We start from the raw sequence: 19455 nt of genomic DNA, 5'->3' as shown, positions 1-19455 counted from the left end.
CGGTGGTGGCCCTCTGAGGGCCATGACCGCACACGAAGGGGCTTGGCGAGGCTGGTCAGGCGGTCGGGTGGCTGGCTGTGCGCGGTGGTGGCCCTCCAGGGGCCACGACTGCACATGGAGGCGCGAGGAGGCTGGTCAGGCGGTCGGTGGGCTGGCCGTGCGCGGTGGTGGCCCTCCAGGGGCCATGACCGCACACGCAGGTCGCTCTAGGGGTGGCACGGCACAATGCGAGACTGGCCACTCGCCGGCCAGGCTGGGGCTGTGCGCGGTGGTGGCCCTCAGGGGGCCACGACCGCACACGTGGGGCCCGCGAAGGCCAGAGGCCCCGCCGGGGACCCTTAGCGGTCGGGTGGCTGGCTGTGTGCGGTGGTGGCCCTCCAGGGGCCACGACCGCACACGGAGGGGCTTGGCGAGGCTAGTCAGGCGGTCGGTGGGCTGGCCGTGCGCGGGGGTGGCCCTCTGAGGGCCATGACCGCACACGCAGGTCGCTGTACGGGTGGCACGGCACCATGCGAGGCTGGCCACTCGCCGGCCAAGCTGGGTCTGTGCGCGGTGGTGGCCCTCCAGGGGCCATGACCGCACACGCAGGGCCCTCCAGGCGGGGCTGCGGCCGCGGACCGCGGGCGCCTCAGGACAGGACGAGGCCGACCGAGAGGGCGACGGCATACCCCAGCTGCAGGACGCCGGTCTGCGCCAGCGCGGGCAGCAGCGCCGGGCCGTAGGCGTCGGGGTCGGTGACGAGGCGGTAGGGGCGCCAGGCCAGCGGGGCGGCGAGCAGGCCGAGCAGCGCCAGGGGGTGGGCCAGCGCAGCGACCAGGACCGCGGCGAAGGCGCCGACGAGGAGCCCGGCGTAGAGCCGGCGGGTGCGCCGGAAGCCGATGCGGACGGCGAGGGTGCGCTTGCCCGCGGCCCGGTCGCCCTCGAGGTCGCGCAGGTTGTTGGTGACGAGGATGGCGCTGGCCAGCAGGCCGCAGCCGACCGCGCCGCCGAGGGCCGCGAGGTCGAGGGCCTGCGCCTGGGTCCAGGTGGTGCCGAGCACGGCGACGAGCCCGAAGAAGACGAAGACCATGACCTCGCCGAGCCCGCGGTAGCCGTAGGGCTTGGCGCCCCCGGTGTAGTGCCAGGCCGCCCACACGGCCAGCGCGCCGAGGACGATGAGCAGCCACGCCCCGGACAGCGCCACGAGCGTCAGGCCGCACAGGCCCGCGCCGAAGAACGCGGCGAACGCGGCGGTCCGGACGTTGGCGGGGTCGGCCAGCCGCTGCCCGACCAGCCGGACCGGTCCGACCCGGTCCTCGTCGGTGCCGCGGATCCCGTCTGAGTAGTCGTTGGCGTAGTTGACGCCGATCTGGAAGCCGAGCGCGACGCACAGCGCCAGCACCGCGAGACCGAGGTCCGCGGCGCCGAGGGCATCTGCGGCGGCGGTGCCGACGAGCACGGGGGCGAGCGCGGCGGGGAGGGTGCGCGGTCGCGCGCCCTCGATCCACTGGGCGAGGGTGGCCATCGGCGGGCTCCTACAGGTCTCGCAGGAAGTCGGGGTCGTCGTCCGGCCCGAGCGGGCCGCGGGGGCGCCCGGAGCGTCCGCCCCGGTCCCCGAAGATGATGTCGAGCAGGCTGCGGGGGCGCCCGGCGACGAGCCAGGCCAGGCCGCCGAGGCCCGGGAGGATCACGCACACGACGACCCACACCGGCTTGGGCAGACCGCGCACCTCGTGCTTGTCGGTCTGCACGGCGTCGACGACGGTGAAGACGACGAACGCCAGGAGCGCTACGGCGACGACGACGCGGAGCACGTCTGCCTCCTTCCACGTCAGTGCAGGTGAGGCTTCATTCTGCCACCCGCGTCGAGCAGTCGACGCGCCGCCGCCCGGTCCGGCTTGCCGGTGGGCAGCGCAGGTATGCCGTCCACCACCTCGACCTGCCGCGGCACCGCGTGCGCGGGCAGGCTCCGGCGCAGGGCGGCGCGCAGGTCCGCACCCGTCGGGGGGTCGCCGCGGTGCTGCTCGGCGCCGGCGTCGCGACGGGTGGCGGGCGGCCCCGGGCCGTGCTCCAGGGTGACCAGGGCGGCCACCCGCTGGCCCCACTCGGCGTCCGGCACGCCGACGACCAGCGCGTCCCGCACGCCCGGCAGCGCCCGCAGCGCCGTCTCCACGTCGCGCGGCTCGACCTTGTGCCCGCCCGTGAGGACGACGTCGTCGACCCGGCCGAGCACGGTGAGGCGGCCGGCACGGCATACCCCGCGGTCCTCGGTGAGGAACCACCGGCCGGACGCGTCGGTGACGAAGGACCGCGCCGTGCGGTCCGCGTCGTCGACGTAACCCTCCGCCAGCACCGGCCCGCCCAGCCGGACGCGGCCCTCCACGGTCACCTCGACCCGGACCCCGGGCAGCGGCACCCCGTCGTAGACGCAGCCGCCGCAGGTCTCGGACATGCCGTACGTCGTGACGACGCGGGCGCCGGCCGCCCGGGCCCGCGCCAGCAGCGCGTCGTCGGTGGCCGCACCGCCCACGAGGACCGCGTCCAGGTCCCGCAGCGCGGCCACGCCCTCGGGGTCGGCGAGCGCCCGGTGCAGCTGGGTCGGGACGAGCGAGGCGTAGCGGCGGGTGTTGGGGTCCAGCCTCCCGACGGCCGCGGCGAGGACCTCCGCGGTGAACGGTCGCGCGGCATCCAGCTCGACCGGCTCGGTGCCGGCCAGCGCCGACCGGGCGAGGACCTGCAGCCCGGCGACGTGGTGGGTGGGCAGGGCGAGCACCCACTGGCCGTGCCCGCCGAGCCGCTCGGCGGTGCCGGTGCCCGAGGCGCGCAGCGCGGCCGCGGGCAGCCGCACCCGCTTCGGCGTGCCGCTGGATCCGGAGGTCGACACGACGACCGGCCGCTGCTGGGCACCGGTCATGAGCCGTCGCAGCGGCGGCCCGAGGTCGGTCCAGGTCGCGCCGGGCGGCACGACCAGGTCGTCAGCGTCCGCCGCCACCGGGCTCGGGGGTCTGCAGGAAGCGCTCGACGTCGACGAACCACTCGCCGTCGATCCGGACCAGGGTGATCGTCGACTCACCCATCGACTCGGCGAAGAGCTCGGAGTAGTTGTCCTCGTCGATGAGGGCCGTGTCGCCCTCGGCACTGATCTCGGCGCCCCGCAGCTGCATCGCGCCGAGGATGTCGCGGCCCTCCTCGCCGAGCCCCTGGGCCTCGACGGCGGCCGACATGGTCTCGGGCAGCTGCTCCTCGCAGAGCTCGAGGTCCTCCGGCACCTGGGCCATCGGCCGGCTGGTGTCGGTGAAGGAGAGCATGAGGCCGCAGGCCGCCGGGTCCGCGTCGACCAGGGCGAGCAGGAACTCCTTGGCGCGGTCGGCGGCGGCCTGACCCGCCTCGCCGCCCTCCACCCCCTCGGGCGCGGCGCTGGTCACCGCGGCGTCGTCGCCGGCGTCGTCCGGGTCGGCGGTGGCGACGTCCCCGTCGGAGGCACCGGCCCCGCTGGTCAGGGCCGCGTCGTCCGTGCCCTCCGAGGTGGCCTCGACGACCTCCGCGCCGCCGTCGCAGGCCGTGAGGAACAGGGCGGGGGCGGCCAGCAGAGCCATGAATGAGCGTCGCATCGCGGAAGGTCCTCCCTGGTCGCGGCCGTGATCGGCCTCGTCATCCTCTCACGGTGGGGCGCCGGCACCCCTGGGCGCGGACGCCCCGGGGGCAGGCAGCTCAGAAGTACCAGGGGTAGGCGCGCCAGTCCGGCTCGCGCTTCTCCAGGAAGGAGTCGCGGCCCTCGACCGCCTCGTCGGTCATGTAGGCCAGCCGGGTCGCCTCGCCGGCGAAGACCTGCTGGCCCATGAGGCCGTCGTCGGTGAGGTTGAGCGCGAACTTGAGCATCCGCTGGGCGGTCGGGCTCTTGCCGAGGATCTCGCGGGCCGCCTGCACCGCCTCGGTCTCCAGCGCGGCGTGGTCGGCCACGATGTTGACCGCCCCCATCCGCTGCATCTGCTCGGCGTCGTAGGCGCGGCCGAGGAAGAAGATCTCGCGCGCGTTCTTCTGGCCCACCATCTTGGCGAGGTATGCCGATCCGTAGCCGGCGTCGAAGCTGCCGACGTCGGCGTCGGTCTGCTTGAACCGGGCGTGCTGCCGGGAGGCGATCGTCAGGTCGCAGACGACGTGCAGGCTGTGCCCGCCTCCGGCCGCCCAGCCACCGACCACCGCCACGACCACCTTGGGCATGGTGCGGATGAGCCGCTGCACCTCCAGGATGTGCAGCCGCCCGCCCTCGGCGCGGACCCGGGCCTCGTCCACCCCGTCGCGGGTGGGGTCGGCACCGGGGGAGGAGGAGTACTGGTAGCCGCTCCGGCCGCGGATCCGTTGGTCGCCGCCGGAGCAGAACGCCCACCCCCCGTCCCTGGGCGAGGGTCCGTTGCCGGTGAGCAGGACCACGCCGACGTCCGGGGTCATCCGGGCGTGGTCGAGGGTGCGGTAGAGCTCGTCGACGGTGTGCGGGCGGAAGGCGTTGCGGACCTCCGGTCGGTCGAAGGCGATGCGGACGCAGCCCAGCTCGCGGTGCCGGTGGTAGGTGACGTCGGTGAGGTCGAAGCCCTCGACCGCCTCCCACTGGTCGGGGTCGAAGGGGTGGCCTGCCTGGCTGCTCTCATCGTTCACGCAGGTCAGCCTAGGCGGTGGCCGACCCCGGCCCGCCGGGGCACCGAGGCGTCCGGTTACGTTGGGGCGGTGTCCACGCGAGTGAGCCGCATCGCCCTCCCCGTCGTCGCCACCGTGCTCCTGGGGGCCTGCGCGGTGCCACCTCTGACCGGGCCGGGGTCGGAGGACGAGACGGTGTCGACCCCGCCGCCAGCGGCCGGGTGCCTGCCGCTGGAGGACGGACTGGCACCCGCCTCCGGCGTCCTGGCCGGGGTCAACCTGGACTGGGAGCGTGACCTCCTCGCGGAGTACGCCGAACGGCTCGGCGAGCGGCCGGCCGTGGCGGTGAGCTTCTCGCGCTTCCCGCTGGAGTCCCAGGACGAGGCCCACGTCACGGCGGCGAAGGACCAGGTCCGGGCCAACGGCGGCATGCTGCTGCTCACGCTCGAACCGCACGGGGGGCTCGACGACGTCACCGACGAGGCGGTCGCTGCCCTCGCCGCGCTGCTGGACGGCTACAACCGCGACGGTGTCCCCGTCATCGTGCGCTTCGCGCACGAGATGAACGGGTCCTGGTACCCCTGGGGCCAGCAACCGGAGGCTTTCCGGGAGGCCTTCCGCCGGGTCGCCGGGGCGGTCCACCGCGAGGCCCCGGGCAGCGCCATGATGTGGGCGCCCAACTACGGCGGGGGGTACCCCTTCACCGGTGGTGCGCACGCCGCCCCACCCGGGTCCGAGGCCTACGGGATCCTCGACACCTCCGCCGACGGGACGGTCGACGAGGGTGACGACCCGTATGCCCCGTACTACCCCGGCGACGAGGCCGTGGACTGGGTCGGTATGTCGCTCTACCACTGGGGCGACTCCCACCCGTGGGGCGACAACGTCGTGCCGGAGGAGGACAAGTTCGTCGACCAGCTCACCGGCACCTACGTCGGGGCTGCCGGTGACGAGAGTGCCGTCCCCGACTTCTACGCGGACTACGCCGAGGAGCGCGGCAAACCCCTCGGCATCCCCGAGACAGCAGCCTTCTTCCGCCCGGGCGGGCCCGGCGCGGACGAGCTGGCGGTGAAGCGCGCCTGGTGGTCCCAGCTCGTCGATCCCTCCGTGCACCGGGACTTCCCCCGGTTGCAGATGGTCAACTGGTTCGAGTGGCGCAAGCACGAGCCTGAGGTCGACGCCGTCGTCGACTGGCGTGCCACGGGGACGCCGGACGTCGCACAGGCGTACGCCGGGGACCTGCCGGAGTGGTACGTGCACCCCGGCGACGGCTGCTGAGAGGGCGCGGTCGGCGCGCGGCTCAGCCGTCGCGGGTCGACAGCACGCAGAACTCGTTGCCCTCGGGGTCGGCCAGCACCGTCCAGGTGTGCTCCTCGGTCTGACCCACGTCCACGCGGGTCGCGCCGAGGTCGATGAGCCGCTGGATCTCGGCGTCGCGGTCCTGGCTGGTGTGCGGGGCGAGGTCGAGGTGCAGCCGGTTCTTGACCTCCTTGCCCTCCGGGACCGGGACGAAGACCAGGCCCTGGCCCCGCTGCATCCACGCCTCGAGGTCGGGCTCGTGCTGCGGAGCCTCCATGGCCTGGCGCGGGACCGCCACCGCCTCCTCCGGGGTGTCGAAGACCACCAGCCAGTCCAGCGCCTCCGCCCACCAGCGGGCCAGCGCCTGGGGGTCCGCGCAGTCGACGACGACGGTGTACCACTTCAGTGCCATGGGGTGTCCCTTTCTGTCGAGGACCTCAGTGTGCTCTGGGACCCGGTCAGCCGCTGTCCGTGAGCCCGGGCTGGTGGTCACGCCTACCCTGGGGCCGTGCCCCCGACGCCGACCCCCGACCTGGACGACCTGCTGGCAGCCGCGCACGTGGTGGTCCTGCCGCTGCGGGTGCGCTTCCGCGGGGTGACCGAGCGGGAGGCGGTGCTGCTGCGCGGGCCGCACGGGTGGGCCGAGTGGGCACCGTTCACCGAGTATGCCGACGCGGACGCCGCGCGCTGGCTCGGAGCGGCGGTGGAGGCCGGCTGGGGCGGGCTGCCGGCCCCGGTGCGCGACGCGGTGGGGGTCAACGCGACCGTGCCGGCGGTCGCCGCCCGCGAGGTCGCGCAGGTGCTCGCCCGGTACGACGCGCGCCGGACCGCCAAGGTCAAGGTGGCGGAGAAGGGCCAGGGGCTGACCGACGACGTCGCCCGGGTCCGCGAGGTGCGGCGCGTCCTCGGCCCGGCCGCCCGGATCCGCGTCGACGCGAACGGCGCCTGGTCCGTGGAGGACGCCGTCCGGGCGCTCACGGCGCTCGCGCCGACGGGGCTGGAGTATGCCGAGCAGCCGTGCGCCACGGTCGCCGAGCTGGCCGCCCTCCGGCTGGCGCTGGCGCGGGCCGGGGTCGACGTCCCCGTCGCCGCGGACGAGTCGGTGCGCCGCGCCGAGGACCCGCTGGAGGTCGCCCGGCGGGGGGCGGCCGACCTGGTCGTGGTCAAGGCGGCGCCGCTGGGCGGCGTCGCGCGGGCGCTGGAGATCATCGAGCAGGCCGGGTTGCCCGCCGTGGTCTCCTCCGCGCTGGACACCTCGGTGGGGCTGGCCCTGGGGGTGCGGCTCGCCGCGGCGCTGCCGGTCCTGGAGCACGACTGCGGCCTGGGCACCGGCGCCCTGCTGGCCGCCGACGTCGTCGCCGAGCCGCTCGTGCCGGTGGGGGGCGGGCTCACCGTCGCCCGGGCCGACGCGGCCCGGGCCTCGGTCGACCCGGCCGCGCTCACGGCATACCGGATGGACGCGGGGCGCGAGTCCTGGTGGCGGGCGCGGCTGACCCGCGCGCACGCCCTCCTCCGAGCCCCGTGAGGTCGGGGCGACAGCGGTATCGGGAAAGATTTACGCGACGGAAACATCGGCAACACAGTTGTTACGCGGATGCGCCTGGTCCTGAAACATGGCGGGTCTTGACTGGTGCCCACAGCGACGTGACCTCCCACCCCGACGACGTGACCCCAGGGAGGCCGCTCGTCCGCACCACTCACTGGAGGCACAACGATGGAACTCTCGACAAGCGATGTCTGGGTCATGGTGTCCGCGGCGCTCGTGCTGCTCATGACCCCCGGTCTCGCGTTCTTCTACGGCGGCATGGCCCGGGCCAAGGCCGCGCTCAACATGGTGATGATGTCCTTCGTCTCCATCGGCCTGGTCGGCGTCATCTGGGTCCTGTGGGGCTACGGCATGAGCTCGGCCCCGCCGCTGCTCGGGGGCATCGTCGGCAACCCGGCCGGTGACTTCGGGCTCGCCGGCTCCGTCGGCACCGGCGACCTCATCGGCATCGGCTTCGGCGCGACCTTCGCGATCATCACGGTCGCCCTCATCTCCGGCGCCATCGCCGACCGCACCCGCTTCGTGTCCTGGATGGTCTTCGTCCCCGTCTGGGTCACCCTCGTCTACTGCCCCCTGGCCTTCATGGTCTGGGGTGGCGGTCTGCTCTCGGCCGACGGCTGGATCGGCAGCACCTTCGGCGAGGCCATCGACTTCGCCGGCGGCCTGGTCGTCCACATCAACGCCGGGCTGGCCGCGCTCGTCCTCGTCTACGTGATCGGCTCGCGCGCCGGCTTCGCCAAGGGCTTCCACAAGCCGCACAACATCCCGCTCGTCATGATCGGCACCGCCCTGCTGTGGTTCGGCTGGTTCGGCTTCAACGGCGGCGCCGCGGGCTCCGCGGAGGAGGCCGGTCTCATCTGGGTCAACACCCTGGCCGCCCCGGCCGCGGCGATGCTCGCCTGGCTGGTCACCGAGAAGCTCCGCGACGGCCACGCCACCTCGATCGGCGCCGCCTCCGGTGTCGTGGCCGGTCTGGTCGCCATCACCCCGGCCTGCGCCAGCGTCTCCCCGCTGGGCGCGCTGCTCCTCGGCGTGGTCGCCGGGATCGGCTCGGCGCTCGCCGTCGGCCTGAAGTACCGGTTCGGCTACGACGACGCGCTGGACGTCGTGGGCGTGCACCTCGTGGCCGGCATCATCGGCACCGTCATGCTCGGCTTCCTGGCCCTGCCGGTGGAGGGCGAGGGCGGCGGCCTGTTCTACGGCGGCGGCATGGACCAGATGGTCGCCCAGCTCGTGGCCACCGTGTTCACCCTGCTCTACACCGGCATCATGACGACGCTCATCGCGCTCGTCATCGCCCGGACCATCGGCTTCCGGGTCAGCCCGGAGGACGAGGAGCGCGGCATCGACCTGTCCGAGCACAGCGAGTCCGCCTATGCCTTCAGTGAGGGGGATGCCTCCTACGACCCCATCGCTGAGGAGGCCCGCGTCTAGTCGCTCGGGGCGACACGCGAGTCGCCTCACCCCCGGTGCCGCCCATCCGGCACCGGGGGTGAGGTCTGCCCCGGGGGAAGCCATTCGACCCGCGCCGTCACGCGGGATATCCTCGGTGGATCCCGTTCATCCCCCACACCCTTCGTGAGGTGCTCCGTGCCTACCGGCAAGGTCAGGTTCTTCGACGAGGACAAGGGCTTCGGCTTCCTGTCCAGCGACGAGGGCAACGACGTCTACGTACCCCGCTCCGCGCTGCCCGACGGCGTCGGAGCCCTGGAGCGCGGCAGCAGGGTCGAGTTCGACATCGTCGCCGGCAAGCGCGGTGACCAGGCGCTGCACGTGCGGCTCATGGAACCGGCGCCCTCGGTCTCCCGCGGCCTGTCGATGCGGGACCGCAAGCCGGCCGAGGAGATGGTGGTCGTCGTGGAGGACCTCATCACCCTGCTGGACCAGGCGTCCACGTCGCTGCGCCGGGGGCACTACCCCGACCGCCCGCACGGCACGGCCATGGCGAAGGCGCTGCGCGCGGTCGCCGACCAGTTCGAGGCGGGAAAGTAGACCGGATGCCGACCGCCAGGAGCCCGAAGAGCGACGCCGTCCTGACCGGGGCGGTCGAGGTCGCCCGCGCCGCCGCTCTCGAGATCGCCGAGCCCGGAACCGTGGGGGAGCACCTCGAGGTGGTGCTGGAGGCCGAGCGGCTGGCCACCCACTACTTCGCCTGCTCCGCGTCCGCCTACCCGGGCTGGCGCTGGGCGGTCACCCTGTCCCGGGTCCCACGGGCCAGGAAGGCCACCGTCAGCGAGGTCCACCTGCTGCCCGGGGAGGGCGCCCTGCTCGCGCCCGAGTGGGTGCCGTATGCCGAGCGTCTCGCGCCCGGCGACATCGGCCCCGGGGACCGCACCGCCTTCGTCGAGGACGACCCGCGGCTGGAGGCCGGCTTCGAGGCCACCGGCGAGGAGGACGTCGACGCCGTCGCCCTGTGGGAGCTCGGCCTCGGTCGTCCGCGCGTCCTGTCGCCGGAGGGTCGCGACGCGGCCGCGACCCGTTGGCACGACGGCGAGCGCGGACCCGGCAGCGAGGGCGCCCGCAAGGCACCCGCGCCGTGCCGCACCTGCGGCTACTTCGTCCCCATGTCCGGCGCGCTGCGCTCGGTCTTCGGGGTCTGCGCCAACGAGTGGTCGCCGGCCGACGGAGCGGTCGTGGCTCTCGACTTCGGCTGCGGCGCCCACAGCGAGGTCGACGTCGAGCAGCGGACCAGCGAGAAGGTCGACCCGCCGGTGCTCGACGACGAGACCGAGATCGTCTACACCGAGCGCTGAGTCACGCCTCGGCCGCGTTGCCCTTGCCGCGGCGAAGGTAGGCATACCCCAGCAGGCCACCGACGACCCCGGCGACGGGCACCCACACCCACCAGTCGCGCTCGCCGCTGCGCAGCGTCGGCACGAGGAGCAGCACGAGCAGCACGACGCCCCAGGCGAGGGTGCCCCAGCGGACCAGCGTGATCGTCCGCAGCGGCACCTCCGGCGGCTGCAGGGGGGCGGGTCGCTCGCCGCGGCCGGCCTCGGCGGGGTCGTCGTCGGCGTGCTGGGGACCGGTGCTCACCCGACTACGCTAACGCGCATGTCGACCACCGCGCCGGACACGCGCTCCACGGGTTCCCTCGACGGCTTCTTCCAGATCTCGCAGCGCGGGTCCACGCTCGCGCGAGAGCTCCGGGGCGGGCTCGCGACCTTCTTCACGATGGCCTACATCGTGGTCCTGAACCCGCTCATCATCGGCACCGTGCCCGACGGCACCGGCGAGCTGCTCGCGGGGGGAGACCTGGCCGTCATCGCCGCGTGCACCGCCCTCGTCGCGGGGGTGCTGTCCGTGCTCATGGGGGTCGTGGCGAACTACCCGCTGGCGCTCGCGACCGGGCTGGGCCTCAACGCCTTCGTCGCCTACGGCATCGCCAGCCTGGACGGGATGACCTGGGCCGACGCCATGGGGCTGGTGGTGCTGGAGGGCATCATCATCCTCGTCCTCGTGCTCACCGGCTTCCGGGAGGCGGTCTTCCGGGCCGTGCCGACCCAGCTCAAGACGGCCATCAGCGTCGGCATCGGGCTGTTCATCACCATCATCGGCCTGGTCGACGCCGGGATCGTGCGCCGTCCGGCCAGCGGGCCGGTGCCGGTCGAGCTCGGCGTCGGAGGCTTCCTGGCCGGCTGGCCCACGGTCGTCTTCCTCGTCGGGCTCTTCGCGATCGCCGCCCTCATGGCGCTGCGGGTGCAGGGGGCGATCCTCTACGGCATCGTCGGCGGGACCCTGCTGGCGATCCTCGTCGAGGCGGTCTTCGAGATCGGGCCGCAGGCCCCGGACGGCAGCAACCCCACCGGGTGGGGGCTGGGGGTGCCCGCCCTGCCGGACAGCGTCGTGGCCGCGCCGGACTTCTCCCTGCTGGGCCAGTTCAGCCTGCTGGGGTCGGTCGAGGCCATCGGGTTCACCGCGCTCTTCCTGCTCGTGTTCACCCTCATGCTGGCCGACTTCTTCGACACCATGGGCACCATGGTCGCGGTCGGCGCCGAGGCCGGGCTGCTGGACGAGGAGGGCAACCCGCCCCGGACCCGGCAGATCCTCGTGGTCGACTCCATCGGCGCCATCGCCGGTGGCGCCGGCGGGGTGAGCAGCAACACGTCATACATCGAGAGCGCCTCGGGGGTCGGCGAGGGCGCGCGGACCGGGCTGGCCTCGGTGGTCACCGGCGTGCTCTTCCTGCTGACGACGTTCCTGTCGCCGCTGGTCGCGATCGTGCCGCACGAGGCGGCGACGCCGGCGCTGGTCGTCGTCGGCTTCCTCATGATGCAGCAGGTCGTCGGCATCGACTGGGACGACCTCGAGATCGCCTTCCCCGCCTTCCTCACCATCGTCTTCATGCCGTTCACCTACTCCATCACCGCGGGCATCGGCGCCGGCTTCGTCACCTGGGTGCTTCTCAAGGTGGTGCGCGGCAAGGCCCGGCAGGTGCACCCGCTCATGTGGTTGGTGGCCGTGCTCTTCCTGGTCTACTTCGGCATCGACCCGATCCGGGGGCTGCTCGGGGTGTAGCTGTGCGCCCCCGTGGCCCTCTGGGGGCTACGACCGCGCACGGTGGGCCCGTGTGGGGACTCGAGGGCGCTTCGCGGCCGGGGCTGTGCGCACTCCTGGCCCTCTGGGGGCTACGACCGCGCACGGTGGGGCCGTGTGGGGACTCGAGGGCACTTGGCGGCCGGGGACTGTGCGCACTCCTGGCCCTCTGGGGGCCACGACCGCGCACGGTGGGCCCGTGCCCTGTGGATGACGGGCCCGGGGGCGTCGTCGCGCTGCCAGGCTGGTCCTGTGCAGGGGGTGGTGACGAGGAAGCAGGCGCTGGCGGGCGGGTGGTCGGCCAAGCAGGTCCGCGGCCTGCTCGCCCGCGGGCAGTGGCAGCTGATGCACCGGGGGGTCTACCTCACCCACTCCGGGCCCGTCGCCTGGCAGGAGCGCGTGACCGCTGCGGTGCTGGCCGCCGGCGCGGGAGCCGTCGCGAGCGAGGAGTGCTCCCTGGCCCTGTGGGGCCTCACCGACCGGCGGCCACCGGTGGTCACCGTCGCGATCCCGGCCGCCCGCACCCTGCGCGCAGACCTGCGCGGCGTCCGGGTGCGCCGTCGACGGCGGCTGACCCGGGCCGTCCGCTCCGGCATCCCCGTGACCGGCCTGCACCAGAGCGTCCTCGACGTCCTGGCCCTGCCGAGGGTCGGCGACGAGGAGGTGGTGGCCCTGCTGCTGCGGGCGTGCCGGCCGGGCCGCTCCAGCCCGGCAGCGCTGCGGGCCGAGCTGGCCCACCACCCGCGCCACCCCCGGCGGGCGGAGCTCGAGACGGTGCTGGAGGCGGCCGAGCTGGGCCTGGGCAGCGTGGCGGAGTGGCGCTACGTCAGTGACGTCGAGCGGGCGCACGGGCTCCCGGCGATGACGCCCCAGGTGGCGGTGGCCCCGTCGGGGGAGCTGAGGGGGAGGCGGGAGGCCTTGCCGGCCCGGGGCGAGCAGTACCTCGACCTGCTGGACCGCGAGCGTGGGGTCGGGGTCGAGATCGACGGGGCGCTGTTCCATCAGGACCGCATCCACCTCGACCGGGCCCGCGACCGCTCGGGCCTGACCCACGGCCGGCTGACGCTCCGGGCCGGCTGGAGCGACATCGTCCTCCGCCCGTGCGAGCTTGCGGTCGAGGTGGGGCTGGTGCAGATGCGGCAGGGCTGGCGCGGTCGGCCCCGACCCTGCTCGCCCGGCTGCCCCGTCGGCACCGACCCGCGCCTGGCGCCAGCGCCCTGAGCCGCCGGCGCCCCGAGGGGCGCGGGCTGCGGCGCAGTGTGCGCCGGTGGCCCTCCGGGGGCCAGGACCGCGCACGGACGGGCCTGCGAGGGGCTGGCCGAGTGGGTCGCGGTCTTGAGGCATGGGACTGTGCGAGCTGGTGGCCCTCCGGGGGCCAGGACCGCGCACGGACGGGCCTGCGAGGGGCTGGCCGAGTGGGTCGCGGTCGTGAGGCACGGGACTGTGCGAGCCGGTGGCCCTCCGGGGGCCATGACCGCGCACGGTCGGGCCTGCGAGGGGCTGGCCGAGTGGGTCGCGGTCGTGAGGCACGGGACTGTGCGAGCCGGTGGCCCTCCGGGGGCCATGACCGCGCACGGCATGCCGTCCCTCGGCAGCCAGCAGGTCGGTGGCGCACCTCGGGCAGCGGGGCCGGGGCATACCCCCTCGGCAGATCGTTAGGTCAGGTAATGAGTTAGACTAACGACCGTATGCCTGACCTCACGCCGGACCCCGCCACCGCGGCCCTGGCGCACGACCTGCGCATCGCCTGCATGCGGGTGGCGCGGCGGGTGCGCTTCGACGCCGACAACACCATCGCCCCGCACCACTTCAGCGTCTTGGTGCGCCTGCACGAGCAGCCGCGCACCCTCGGGGAGCTCGCCGCGATCGAGCAGGTGAGCGCGCCGAGCATGAGCCGCAGCGTCGCCCAGCTCGCCGACCAGGGGTATGTCGTCCGCTCGCCCGACCCCGACGACGGTCGCCTCGTGCGGTTGTCGCTGACGGAGGAGGGCCGGGAGGTCGTCGACCGCGAGCGTGAGCACCGGGACGCGTGGATGGCCGCCCGGCTCGAGGGGCTGAGCGAGCGGGACCGGACGCTGCTGCGCCGGGCCACCGACCTCGTCGAGCAGATCCTCGAGGCCGACCGGGCAGGCGACCGACCGGCCCGCAGGGGGGAGGGCCGATGAGCGCGATGTTCTCCGCGCTGTCGGTGCGCAACTACCGGATCTACGCCACCGGCGCCATCATCTCCAACACCGGCACCTGGATGGGCCGGGTCGCCCAGGACTGGGTGGTGCTCACCGAGCTCACCGACAACTCGGCGCAGGCCCTCGGCATCGTCACCGGCCTGCAGTTCCTGCCGATCCTGCTCTTCACCCCGCTGGCCGGGGCCATCAGCGACAACTTCTCCAAGCGCAACGTCATGCTCGTCAGCCAGTCGGCCATGGCCTTCTTCGCGGTGGTCATGGGCGTCGCGGTGCTCACCGGGCACATGCAGCTGTGGCACATGTTCCTGCTGGCCTTCCTGTCCGGCACCGCCGCCGCCGTCGACGCCCCCGCCCGGCAGTCCTTCGTCTCCGAGATGGTGCCCAAGGCGCAGCTCACCAACGCCGTCGGCCTCAACTCCGCCTCCTTCCACTCCGGGCGGCTGCTCGGGCCGGGGGTCGCGGGCCTGCTCATCGCCGCCTTCGGCACCGGCCCCACCCTGCTCCTCAACGCGCTGACCTTCGTCGCCGTCATCGTGGCGCTGCTGGCGATGGACCCCAGCCAGCTCACGAGCAAACCGCGCACCGGCCCGCGGGGCCGGGTCCGCGAGGGCATCGCCTACGTGCGCGGTCGACCGGACATCATGCTCATCCTCGTCGTCGCCTTCATGCACGGCACGTTCGGGATGAACTTCCAGATCTTCAACGCCCTGATGTCGACCCAGGTCTTCGGCAAGGGCGTCACCGACTTCGGGATCACCGGCTCTGTCATGGCGATCGGCTCCCTCGCGGGGGCCCTCATGGCGGCCCGGCGGGAGCGTCCGCGGTGGCGCCTGCTGCTGGGGTCGCTCCTCGCCTTCGCCGTGCTCACCGGCGCGCTCGCGTTCGCGCCGAGCTTCACGGCATACACGATCCTGCTCGTGCCGACCGGGCTCTGCGCGCTCACCGTCATGGTCAGCGCCAACGCCATGGTGCAGCTCACCGTCGACCAGGCGGTCCGCGGCCGGGTGATGGCGCTCTACATGGCCGTCTTCATGGGCGGCACCCCGGTGGGCTCGCCGTTCCTCGGCTGGTTCGCCGAGCAGTTCGGCGCCCGCTCGACCGTGCTCATCGCCACCCTCATGTGCGGCGGCACCGCGGTGCTGGCGACCCTCTACCTCATGCGCCACGACCAGCTGCGGCTGCGCTTCCGCGCCACCTGGCCGCGCCCGGTCTACCTGGTGCGCATGACCGAACCCCTCCCTGAGAAGGTGGTCTGATGAGCGCCCGAACCCGTCGCGTCGTCGTCCTGGTGGCCCTGGCCGCCCTCATCCTCGTCCCCGTCCTCGCGACGCTGGGCTGAGCGACCATGACGACGTTCACCACGCGCCCCACCCTCACCGGCACCTTCGGCATGGTGTCGAGCACGCACTGGATCGCGTCCTCGGCCGGTATGCGGATGCTCGAGCTCGGCGGCAACGCCGCCGACGGGGCGGTCGCCGCCGGCTTCGTGCTGCAGGTCGTCGAGCCGCACCTCAACGGACCGGGGGGTGACCTCCCGCTCATCGTCTCCTCGGTGGACGACCCGACTCCGCGGGTGCTGTGCGGCCAGGGCCCGGCCCCCGCGGGCGCCACCCCGGAGCACTTCGTGCAGGCCGGGCTGGACCGGGTGCCGGGGTCAGGGCCGCTGGCCACCGCCGTGCCCGGCGCGGTCGACGCGTGGCTGACCCTCCTGCGCGACCGCGGGACGACGAGCGCCCGGCAGGCCCTCGAGCCCGCTCTCCACTACGCCCGCCACGGCCACCCCGTCCTGCCGCGGGTGAGCGCGACGATCGCCTCGGTCGCCGAGCTCTTCACCTCCGACTGGCACCCCTCCGCCGACCAGTGGCTGACCGACGGTGCCGCCCCCGAGCCGGGCAGCGTCGTCACCAACCCGGCGTGGGCCGACACCCTGGAGCGGCTGCTCGCGGAGGAGCAGTCGGCCGTGCAGGGAGGGGCCACCCGCGAGGGTGGCATCGACGCGGTGCTGCGGGCCTGGCGCCAGGGGTTCGTCGCGGAGGCGATCGGGGCCTTCGCCGAGCGCGCCTTCCGGCACAGCGGCGGGGCCGTGCTGCCGGGCGTCATCACCGCCGACGACGTCGCCTCCTTCGAGGCGACCTGGGAGGACGCCGTCACCGCACCGTGGCGCGGGCACACGATCGCCAAGACCGGCCCCTGGGGGCAGGGGCCGGCGCTGCTGCAGGTGCTGGCCATGGTGGACGAGGCCTCCGGCGGTCCGGAGTCGGACGTCGACCTCGACACCGTCGAGGGCGTGCACACCCTGGTCGAGGCGTGGAAGCTCGCGATGGCCGACCGGGAGGCGTGGCTCGGCGACAGCGCCGACGAGGGCTCCGAGGTCCACGTGCCCGTGGCCGAGCTGCTGGCCGCGGACTACCTCGCCCAGCGGGCCGCCCTCATCTCCGCGCAGGCCTCGCGCGAGCTGCGCCCGGGCTCGCCCGGCGGGCGCACCCCCAGGGTCGCGGCCCAGGCCCGGCAGACCGAGGGGGCCGACGTGGAGCCCGGCGACGCCACGGCCGGGGAGCCCACGGTCCAACGCGACGGCGCCACCCGCGGCGACACGTGCCACGTCGACGTCGTCGACCGGTGGGGCATGCTCGTCTCGGCGACGCCGAGCGGAGGCTGGCTGCAGTCCAGCCCGTTCATCCCCGAGCTGGGGTTCGCGCTGGGGAGCCGGCTGCAGATGATGTGGCTCGAGCAGGGGCTGCCCAGCTCGCTGGTCCCCGGGCGGCGCCCCCGGACCACCCTCACGCCGACCATGGTGCTGCGCGACGGCAAACCCGTGCTCGCCTGCGGCACCCCCGGCGGCGACCAGCAGGACCAGTGGCAGAGCGTCTTCCTGCTGCGCCACCTCGTCGGCGGGCTGGGGCTGCAGGAGGCCGTGGACGCCCCCAACGTGCACACGACGAGCTTTCCCGGCTCCTTCCACCCGCGCGCCAGCGAGCCTGGCGTCCTCGTCGCCGAGTCCCGCCTCGGCGAGGAGGTGCTGGACGGGTTGCGCGGCCGCGGCCACGAGGTGCTCGACCAGGGCCCCTGGAGCCTCGGGCGGATGTGTGCCGTGAGCCGCGACCCGGACACCGGGGTGCTCGGTGCCGCCGCCAACCCGCGCGGGATGCAGGGGTATGCCGTCGGGCGTTGACCCGTTGACCCGGTGCACCGCCTAGGCTGGCAGCGCACCCCGAGACCCGCAGGAGGACCCGTGGCTGGCAAGACACGGTTGGCCAGGCAGGCGATCAAGTACGGTCCGGTCGTCTACGCCCTGGCGCAGAAGTACGGCCCCCAGGTGGTGGACCAGATCCTCAAGCAGCGTGAGCCCGCGACGAAGTTCGTGCAGGACCAGGCGACCCGCGCGCGCACCAACCCGCGCAAGCACGCCCTGGCGCACGCCGACACCGTGGTGGACGGCTCGCTCCAGCAGGTCTTCCACCGGGGGCACCCCTACTGGGTGGTGTTCTCGCGCAACGAGCCGGTAGGGGTCCACCCGCACACCGACGCCGCCTTCGACACGCTGCTGCTCAACGCCGACCCGGGCAAGCGCCACACCCCGGACGAGCTGCGCCGCACCGTGCACCTGCCCCGACGGGGCAAGCGGTGACCGGCACGCCGGCCCTCGGTGGGCGCACCGACTACAGCGGCGAGGGCATCGTCGAGGCGGACGCACCGGGCGCGCCGCTGCCGCTGGTGCAGGCGTGGCTGGACGCCGCGATCGCGCGGCAGGACGAGCAGGGCGACGTGCCGGAGCCGTCGGCCATCTCGGTGGCCACCGTCGACGGCGACGGCATGCCGGACGTCCGCACCGTGCTCCTGCGCTTCCTGGACGGCCGCGGCCCCGGCTTCCTCACGAACACCGCCTCGGCCAAGGGGCGGCAGCTGCGGGAGAACGACGCGGTCGCCATCTCGCTGACCTGGCCCTCGATGTACCGCGCGGTGCGCTTCCGGGGGTATGCCGAGGCGCTGGAGCACGATCTCGTCGCCGACTACTTCCGGAGCCGCCCCTACGGCTCGCGGATCAGCGCCCACGCCTCGGCCCAGAGCGACCCGGTGGCGGACCGCGCGGCCCTGGAGGAGGCATACCGGCGCTGCGAGGAGCGCTGGCCGGACACCGGCGACGCCGACGACGTGCCCCTGCCGGCCCACTGGGGCGGGTACCGCGTGCGGACCGAGCGGGTCGAGGTCTGGGGCGGTCGGCGCAACCGCCTGCACGACCGGCTGGTCTGGACCCGGGTGGCGCCCGGTGGGCTGGACGAGCCGGACGCGTGGCGGCGCGGACGGATCCAGCCGTGACCCCCGCCGTCCGGGAGGCCGTGTCGGACCTCGACCGTAGGATGGCGCCGTGAGCGGCGATCTGATCGACACGACGGAGATGTACCTCAAGACCGTCTTCGAGCTGGAGGAGGACGGCGTCCTGCCCATGCGGGCACGGATCGCCGAGCGGCTGGGCCAGTCGGGTCCCACGGTCTCCCAGACCGTGGCGAGGATGGAGCGGGACGGCCTGCTGGAGCTGGCCGAGGACCGCCACCTCGTGCTGACCGAGGCCGGGCGTACCGCTGCCGTCCGGGTCATGCGCAAGCACCGGCTCGCCGAGCGCCTGCTCACCGACGTCATCGGCCTCGACCCGGCCTTCGTCCACGACGAGGCGTGCCGGTGGGAACACGTCATGAGCGAGCAGGTCGAGCGACGCATCCTGGAGCTGGTCGAGGACGGCACGAGCTCGCCCTACGGCAACCCGGTGCCCGGCCTGGCCGAGCTCGGACGTGACGACGCCCCGGCGGCGGACGGCGAGGCCAGCAGCGACATCGCCGAGCGGGGTGGGCGCACGACGGCCCGCGTCGCGCGGCTGGGCGAACCGGTCCAGGTGGACCCCGAGGTGCTGGGCCTGCTCCTCGACTCCGGCATCCGCCCGGGGGCCGATGTGGAGATCTGGGGCGAGGAGGGGCGGACCATCGTCGGCGCCGTCGACGGGGAGGCCGTGTCCCTGCCGCACGATGTGGCCGGGCACGTGTTCTGTGTCGTCACCGGCGCCGATGTTGCTGTGAGATGACTCACTCCGGTCCTGGAAGAATGGTCAAGTCGACCGGCATCGGTGCAGGTCAGCAGCCCTGTGCCGGGGGGTGACGTCACGGGCCGGCCACGCCGTCGTTACCTGAGCGTGACATTTGGCAGCACCCCTGTGTAACCTCGAAGAGTCCTCCTCCCTGGGGGGACCCCCGAGCGCGACTGCCTAGTCCTGTCCGCGCGCCGATC

General features: G+C 74.0%; 20 protein-coding genes. 13 read left to right on the top strand and 7 right to left on the bottom strand.

Features of this window, described 5'->3' with window-relative positions; translation table 11 throughout:
• Nucleotides 1–628: 628 nt before the first annotated feature.
• The 5 genes from Q0795_RS14800 to Q0795_RS14780 all read right to left on the bottom strand — a co-directional run bounded on the left by Q0795_RS14800 (nt 629) and on the right by Q0795_RS14780 (nt 4632).
• Complete coding sequence (locus tag Q0795_RS14800) at nt 629–1504, bottom strand: 1,4-dihydroxy-2-naphthoate polyprenyltransferase (protein ID WP_298890897.1); 876 nt, start codon at nt 1502–1504, stop codon at nt 629–631.
• 10 nt (nt 1505–1514) lie between these two features.
• Nucleotides 1515–1793, bottom strand: a complete 279-nt coding sequence (locus Q0795_RS14795; RefSeq protein WP_298890895.1) for a PLD nuclease N-terminal domain-containing protein — start codon at nt 1791–1793, stop codon at nt 1515–1517.
• A 17-nt stretch (nt 1794–1810) separates the two neighbouring features.
• Nucleotides 1811–2971: an o-succinylbenzoate--CoA ligase gene (menE, locus tag Q0795_RS14790; RefSeq protein WP_298890893.1), complete on the bottom strand. Its 1161-nt coding sequence runs from the start codon at nt 2969–2971 to the stop codon at nt 1811–1813.
• Complete coding sequence (locus tag Q0795_RS14785; protein ID WP_298890891.1) at nt 2955–3590, bottom strand: hypothetical protein; 636 nt, start codon at nt 3588–3590, stop codon at nt 2955–2957. Before Q0795_RS14785 ends, menE begins: the two co-directional genes overlap by 17 nt.
• A 100-nt stretch (nt 3591–3690) precedes the next feature.
• Nucleotides 3691–4632 carry a 1,4-dihydroxy-2-naphthoyl-CoA synthase gene (locus Q0795_RS14780; protein ID WP_298890889.1) on the bottom strand — a complete coding sequence of 314 codons (942 nt, stop codon included), beginning with the start codon at nt 4630–4632 and terminating at the stop codon, nt 3691–3693.
• Nucleotides 4633–4701: 69 nt separating this feature from the next.
• On the opposite strand from Q0795_RS14780, the gene Q0795_RS14775 reads away from it, so the two are divergent.
• The gene (locus Q0795_RS14775; RefSeq protein WP_298890887.1) at nt 4702–5889 is read left to right on the top strand and encodes a glycoside hydrolase family 26 protein; all 1188 of its coding nucleotides are present in this window, start codon (nt 4702–4704) and stop codon (nt 5887–5889) included.
• Nucleotides 5890–5911: 22 nt separating this feature from the next.
• On the opposite strand, the gene Q0795_RS14770 is transcribed toward Q0795_RS14775, so the two are convergent.
• Nucleotides 5912–6322, bottom strand: a complete 411-nt coding sequence (locus Q0795_RS14770; RefSeq protein WP_298890885.1) for a VOC family protein — start codon at nt 6320–6322, stop codon at nt 5912–5914.
• A 96-nt stretch (nt 6323–6418) separates the two neighbouring features.
• Between Q0795_RS14770 and Q0795_RS14765 the strand changes: the two genes are divergently transcribed.
• The 4 genes from Q0795_RS14765 to Q0795_RS14750 all read left to right on the top strand — a co-directional run bounded on the left by Q0795_RS14765 (nt 6419) and on the right by Q0795_RS14750 (nt 10209).
• Nucleotides 6419–7435, top strand: coding sequence for an o-succinylbenzoate synthase (locus Q0795_RS14765; protein ID WP_298890884.1), 1017 nt, complete (start codon nt 6419–6421; stop codon nt 7433–7435).
• 189 nt (nt 7436–7624) lie between these two features.
• A complete protein-coding gene (locus Q0795_RS14760; protein ID WP_298890883.1) occupies nt 7625–8890 on the top strand; it encodes an ammonium transporter in 1266 nt (421 codons plus the stop codon).
• A 156-nt stretch (nt 8891–9046) separates the two neighbouring features.
• Nucleotides 9047–9448, top strand: coding sequence for a cold shock domain-containing protein (locus Q0795_RS14755; RefSeq protein ID WP_298890881.1), 402 nt, complete (start codon nt 9047–9049; stop codon nt 9446–9448).
• 5 nt (nt 9449–9453) lie between these two features.
• Nucleotides 9454–10209, top strand: a complete 756-nt coding sequence (locus tag Q0795_RS14750; RefSeq protein WP_298890879.1) for a DUF3027 domain-containing protein — start codon at nt 9454–9456, stop codon at nt 10207–10209.
• Nucleotide 10210: 1 nt separating this feature from the next.
• Here Q0795_RS14750 and Q0795_RS14745 read toward each other — a convergent pair whose 3' ends face one another.
• On the bottom strand, nt 10211–10492 hold the full coding sequence (locus Q0795_RS14745; protein ID WP_298890877.1) for a DUF2530 domain-containing protein: 282 nt from the start codon (nt 10490–10492) through the stop codon (nt 10211–10213).
• 18 nt (nt 10493–10510) lie between these two features.
• Here Q0795_RS14745 and Q0795_RS14740 point away from each other — a divergent pair, with 18 nt between their 5' ends.
• The 8 genes from Q0795_RS14740 to Q0795_RS14705 all read left to right on the top strand — a co-directional run bounded on the left by Q0795_RS14740 (nt 10511) and on the right by Q0795_RS14705 (nt 19252).
• On the top strand, nt 10511–11974 hold the full coding sequence (locus tag Q0795_RS14740; protein WP_298890875.1) for an NCS2 family permease: 1464 nt from the start codon (nt 10511–10513) through the stop codon (nt 11972–11974).
• Between the two features lie 282 nt (nt 11975–12256).
• Complete coding sequence (locus Q0795_RS14735; RefSeq protein ID WP_298890873.1) at nt 12257–13213, top strand: hypothetical protein; 957 nt, start codon at nt 12257–12259, stop codon at nt 13211–13213.
• Between the two features lie 467 nt (nt 13214–13680).
• Nucleotides 13681–14157 (top strand): MarR family transcriptional regulator, encoded by a 477-nt coding sequence (locus tag Q0795_RS14730; protein WP_298890871.1) that lies wholly within the window; start codon nt 13681–13683, stop codon nt 14155–14157.
• Entirely contained in the window at nt 14154–15434 is a 1281-nt protein-coding gene (locus Q0795_RS14725) for an MFS transporter (protein WP_298890869.1), read from the top strand. The genes Q0795_RS14730 and Q0795_RS14725 overlap by 4 nt, the downstream gene beginning before the upstream one ends.
• A gap of 89 nt (nt 15435–15523) precedes the next feature.
• Nucleotides 15524–17350 (top strand): gamma-glutamyltransferase family protein, encoded by a 1827-nt coding sequence (locus Q0795_RS14720; protein ID WP_298890867.1) that lies wholly within the window; start codon nt 15524–15526, stop codon nt 17348–17350.
• Nucleotides 17351–17410: 60 nt separating this feature from the next.
• Entirely contained in the window at nt 17411–17806 is a 396-nt protein-coding gene (locus Q0795_RS14715) for a hypothetical protein (RefSeq protein ID WP_298890865.1), read from the top strand.
• Nucleotides 17803–18495: a pyridoxamine 5'-phosphate oxidase gene (gene pdxH / locus Q0795_RS14710; RefSeq protein WP_298890864.1), complete on the top strand. Its 693-nt coding sequence runs from the start codon at nt 17803–17805 to the stop codon at nt 18493–18495. Before Q0795_RS14715 ends, pdxH begins: the two co-directional genes overlap by 4 nt.
• A 49-nt stretch (nt 18496–18544) precedes the next feature.
• Complete coding sequence (locus Q0795_RS14705; protein WP_298890863.1) at nt 18545–19252, top strand: metal-dependent transcriptional regulator; 708 nt, start codon at nt 18545–18547, stop codon at nt 19250–19252.
• Nucleotides 19253–19455: the final 203 nt, after the last annotated feature.

Origin of the sequence: uncultured Serinicoccus sp. (genome assembly GCF_947487915.1) — a bacterium.
Classification (GTDB): Bacteria; Actinomycetota; Actinomycetes; order Actinomycetales; family Dermatophilaceae; genus Ornithinicoccus.
The sequence above is the reverse complement of the archived record's forward strand: the minus strand, read 5'-3'. Positions and strand labels throughout refer to the sequence as shown.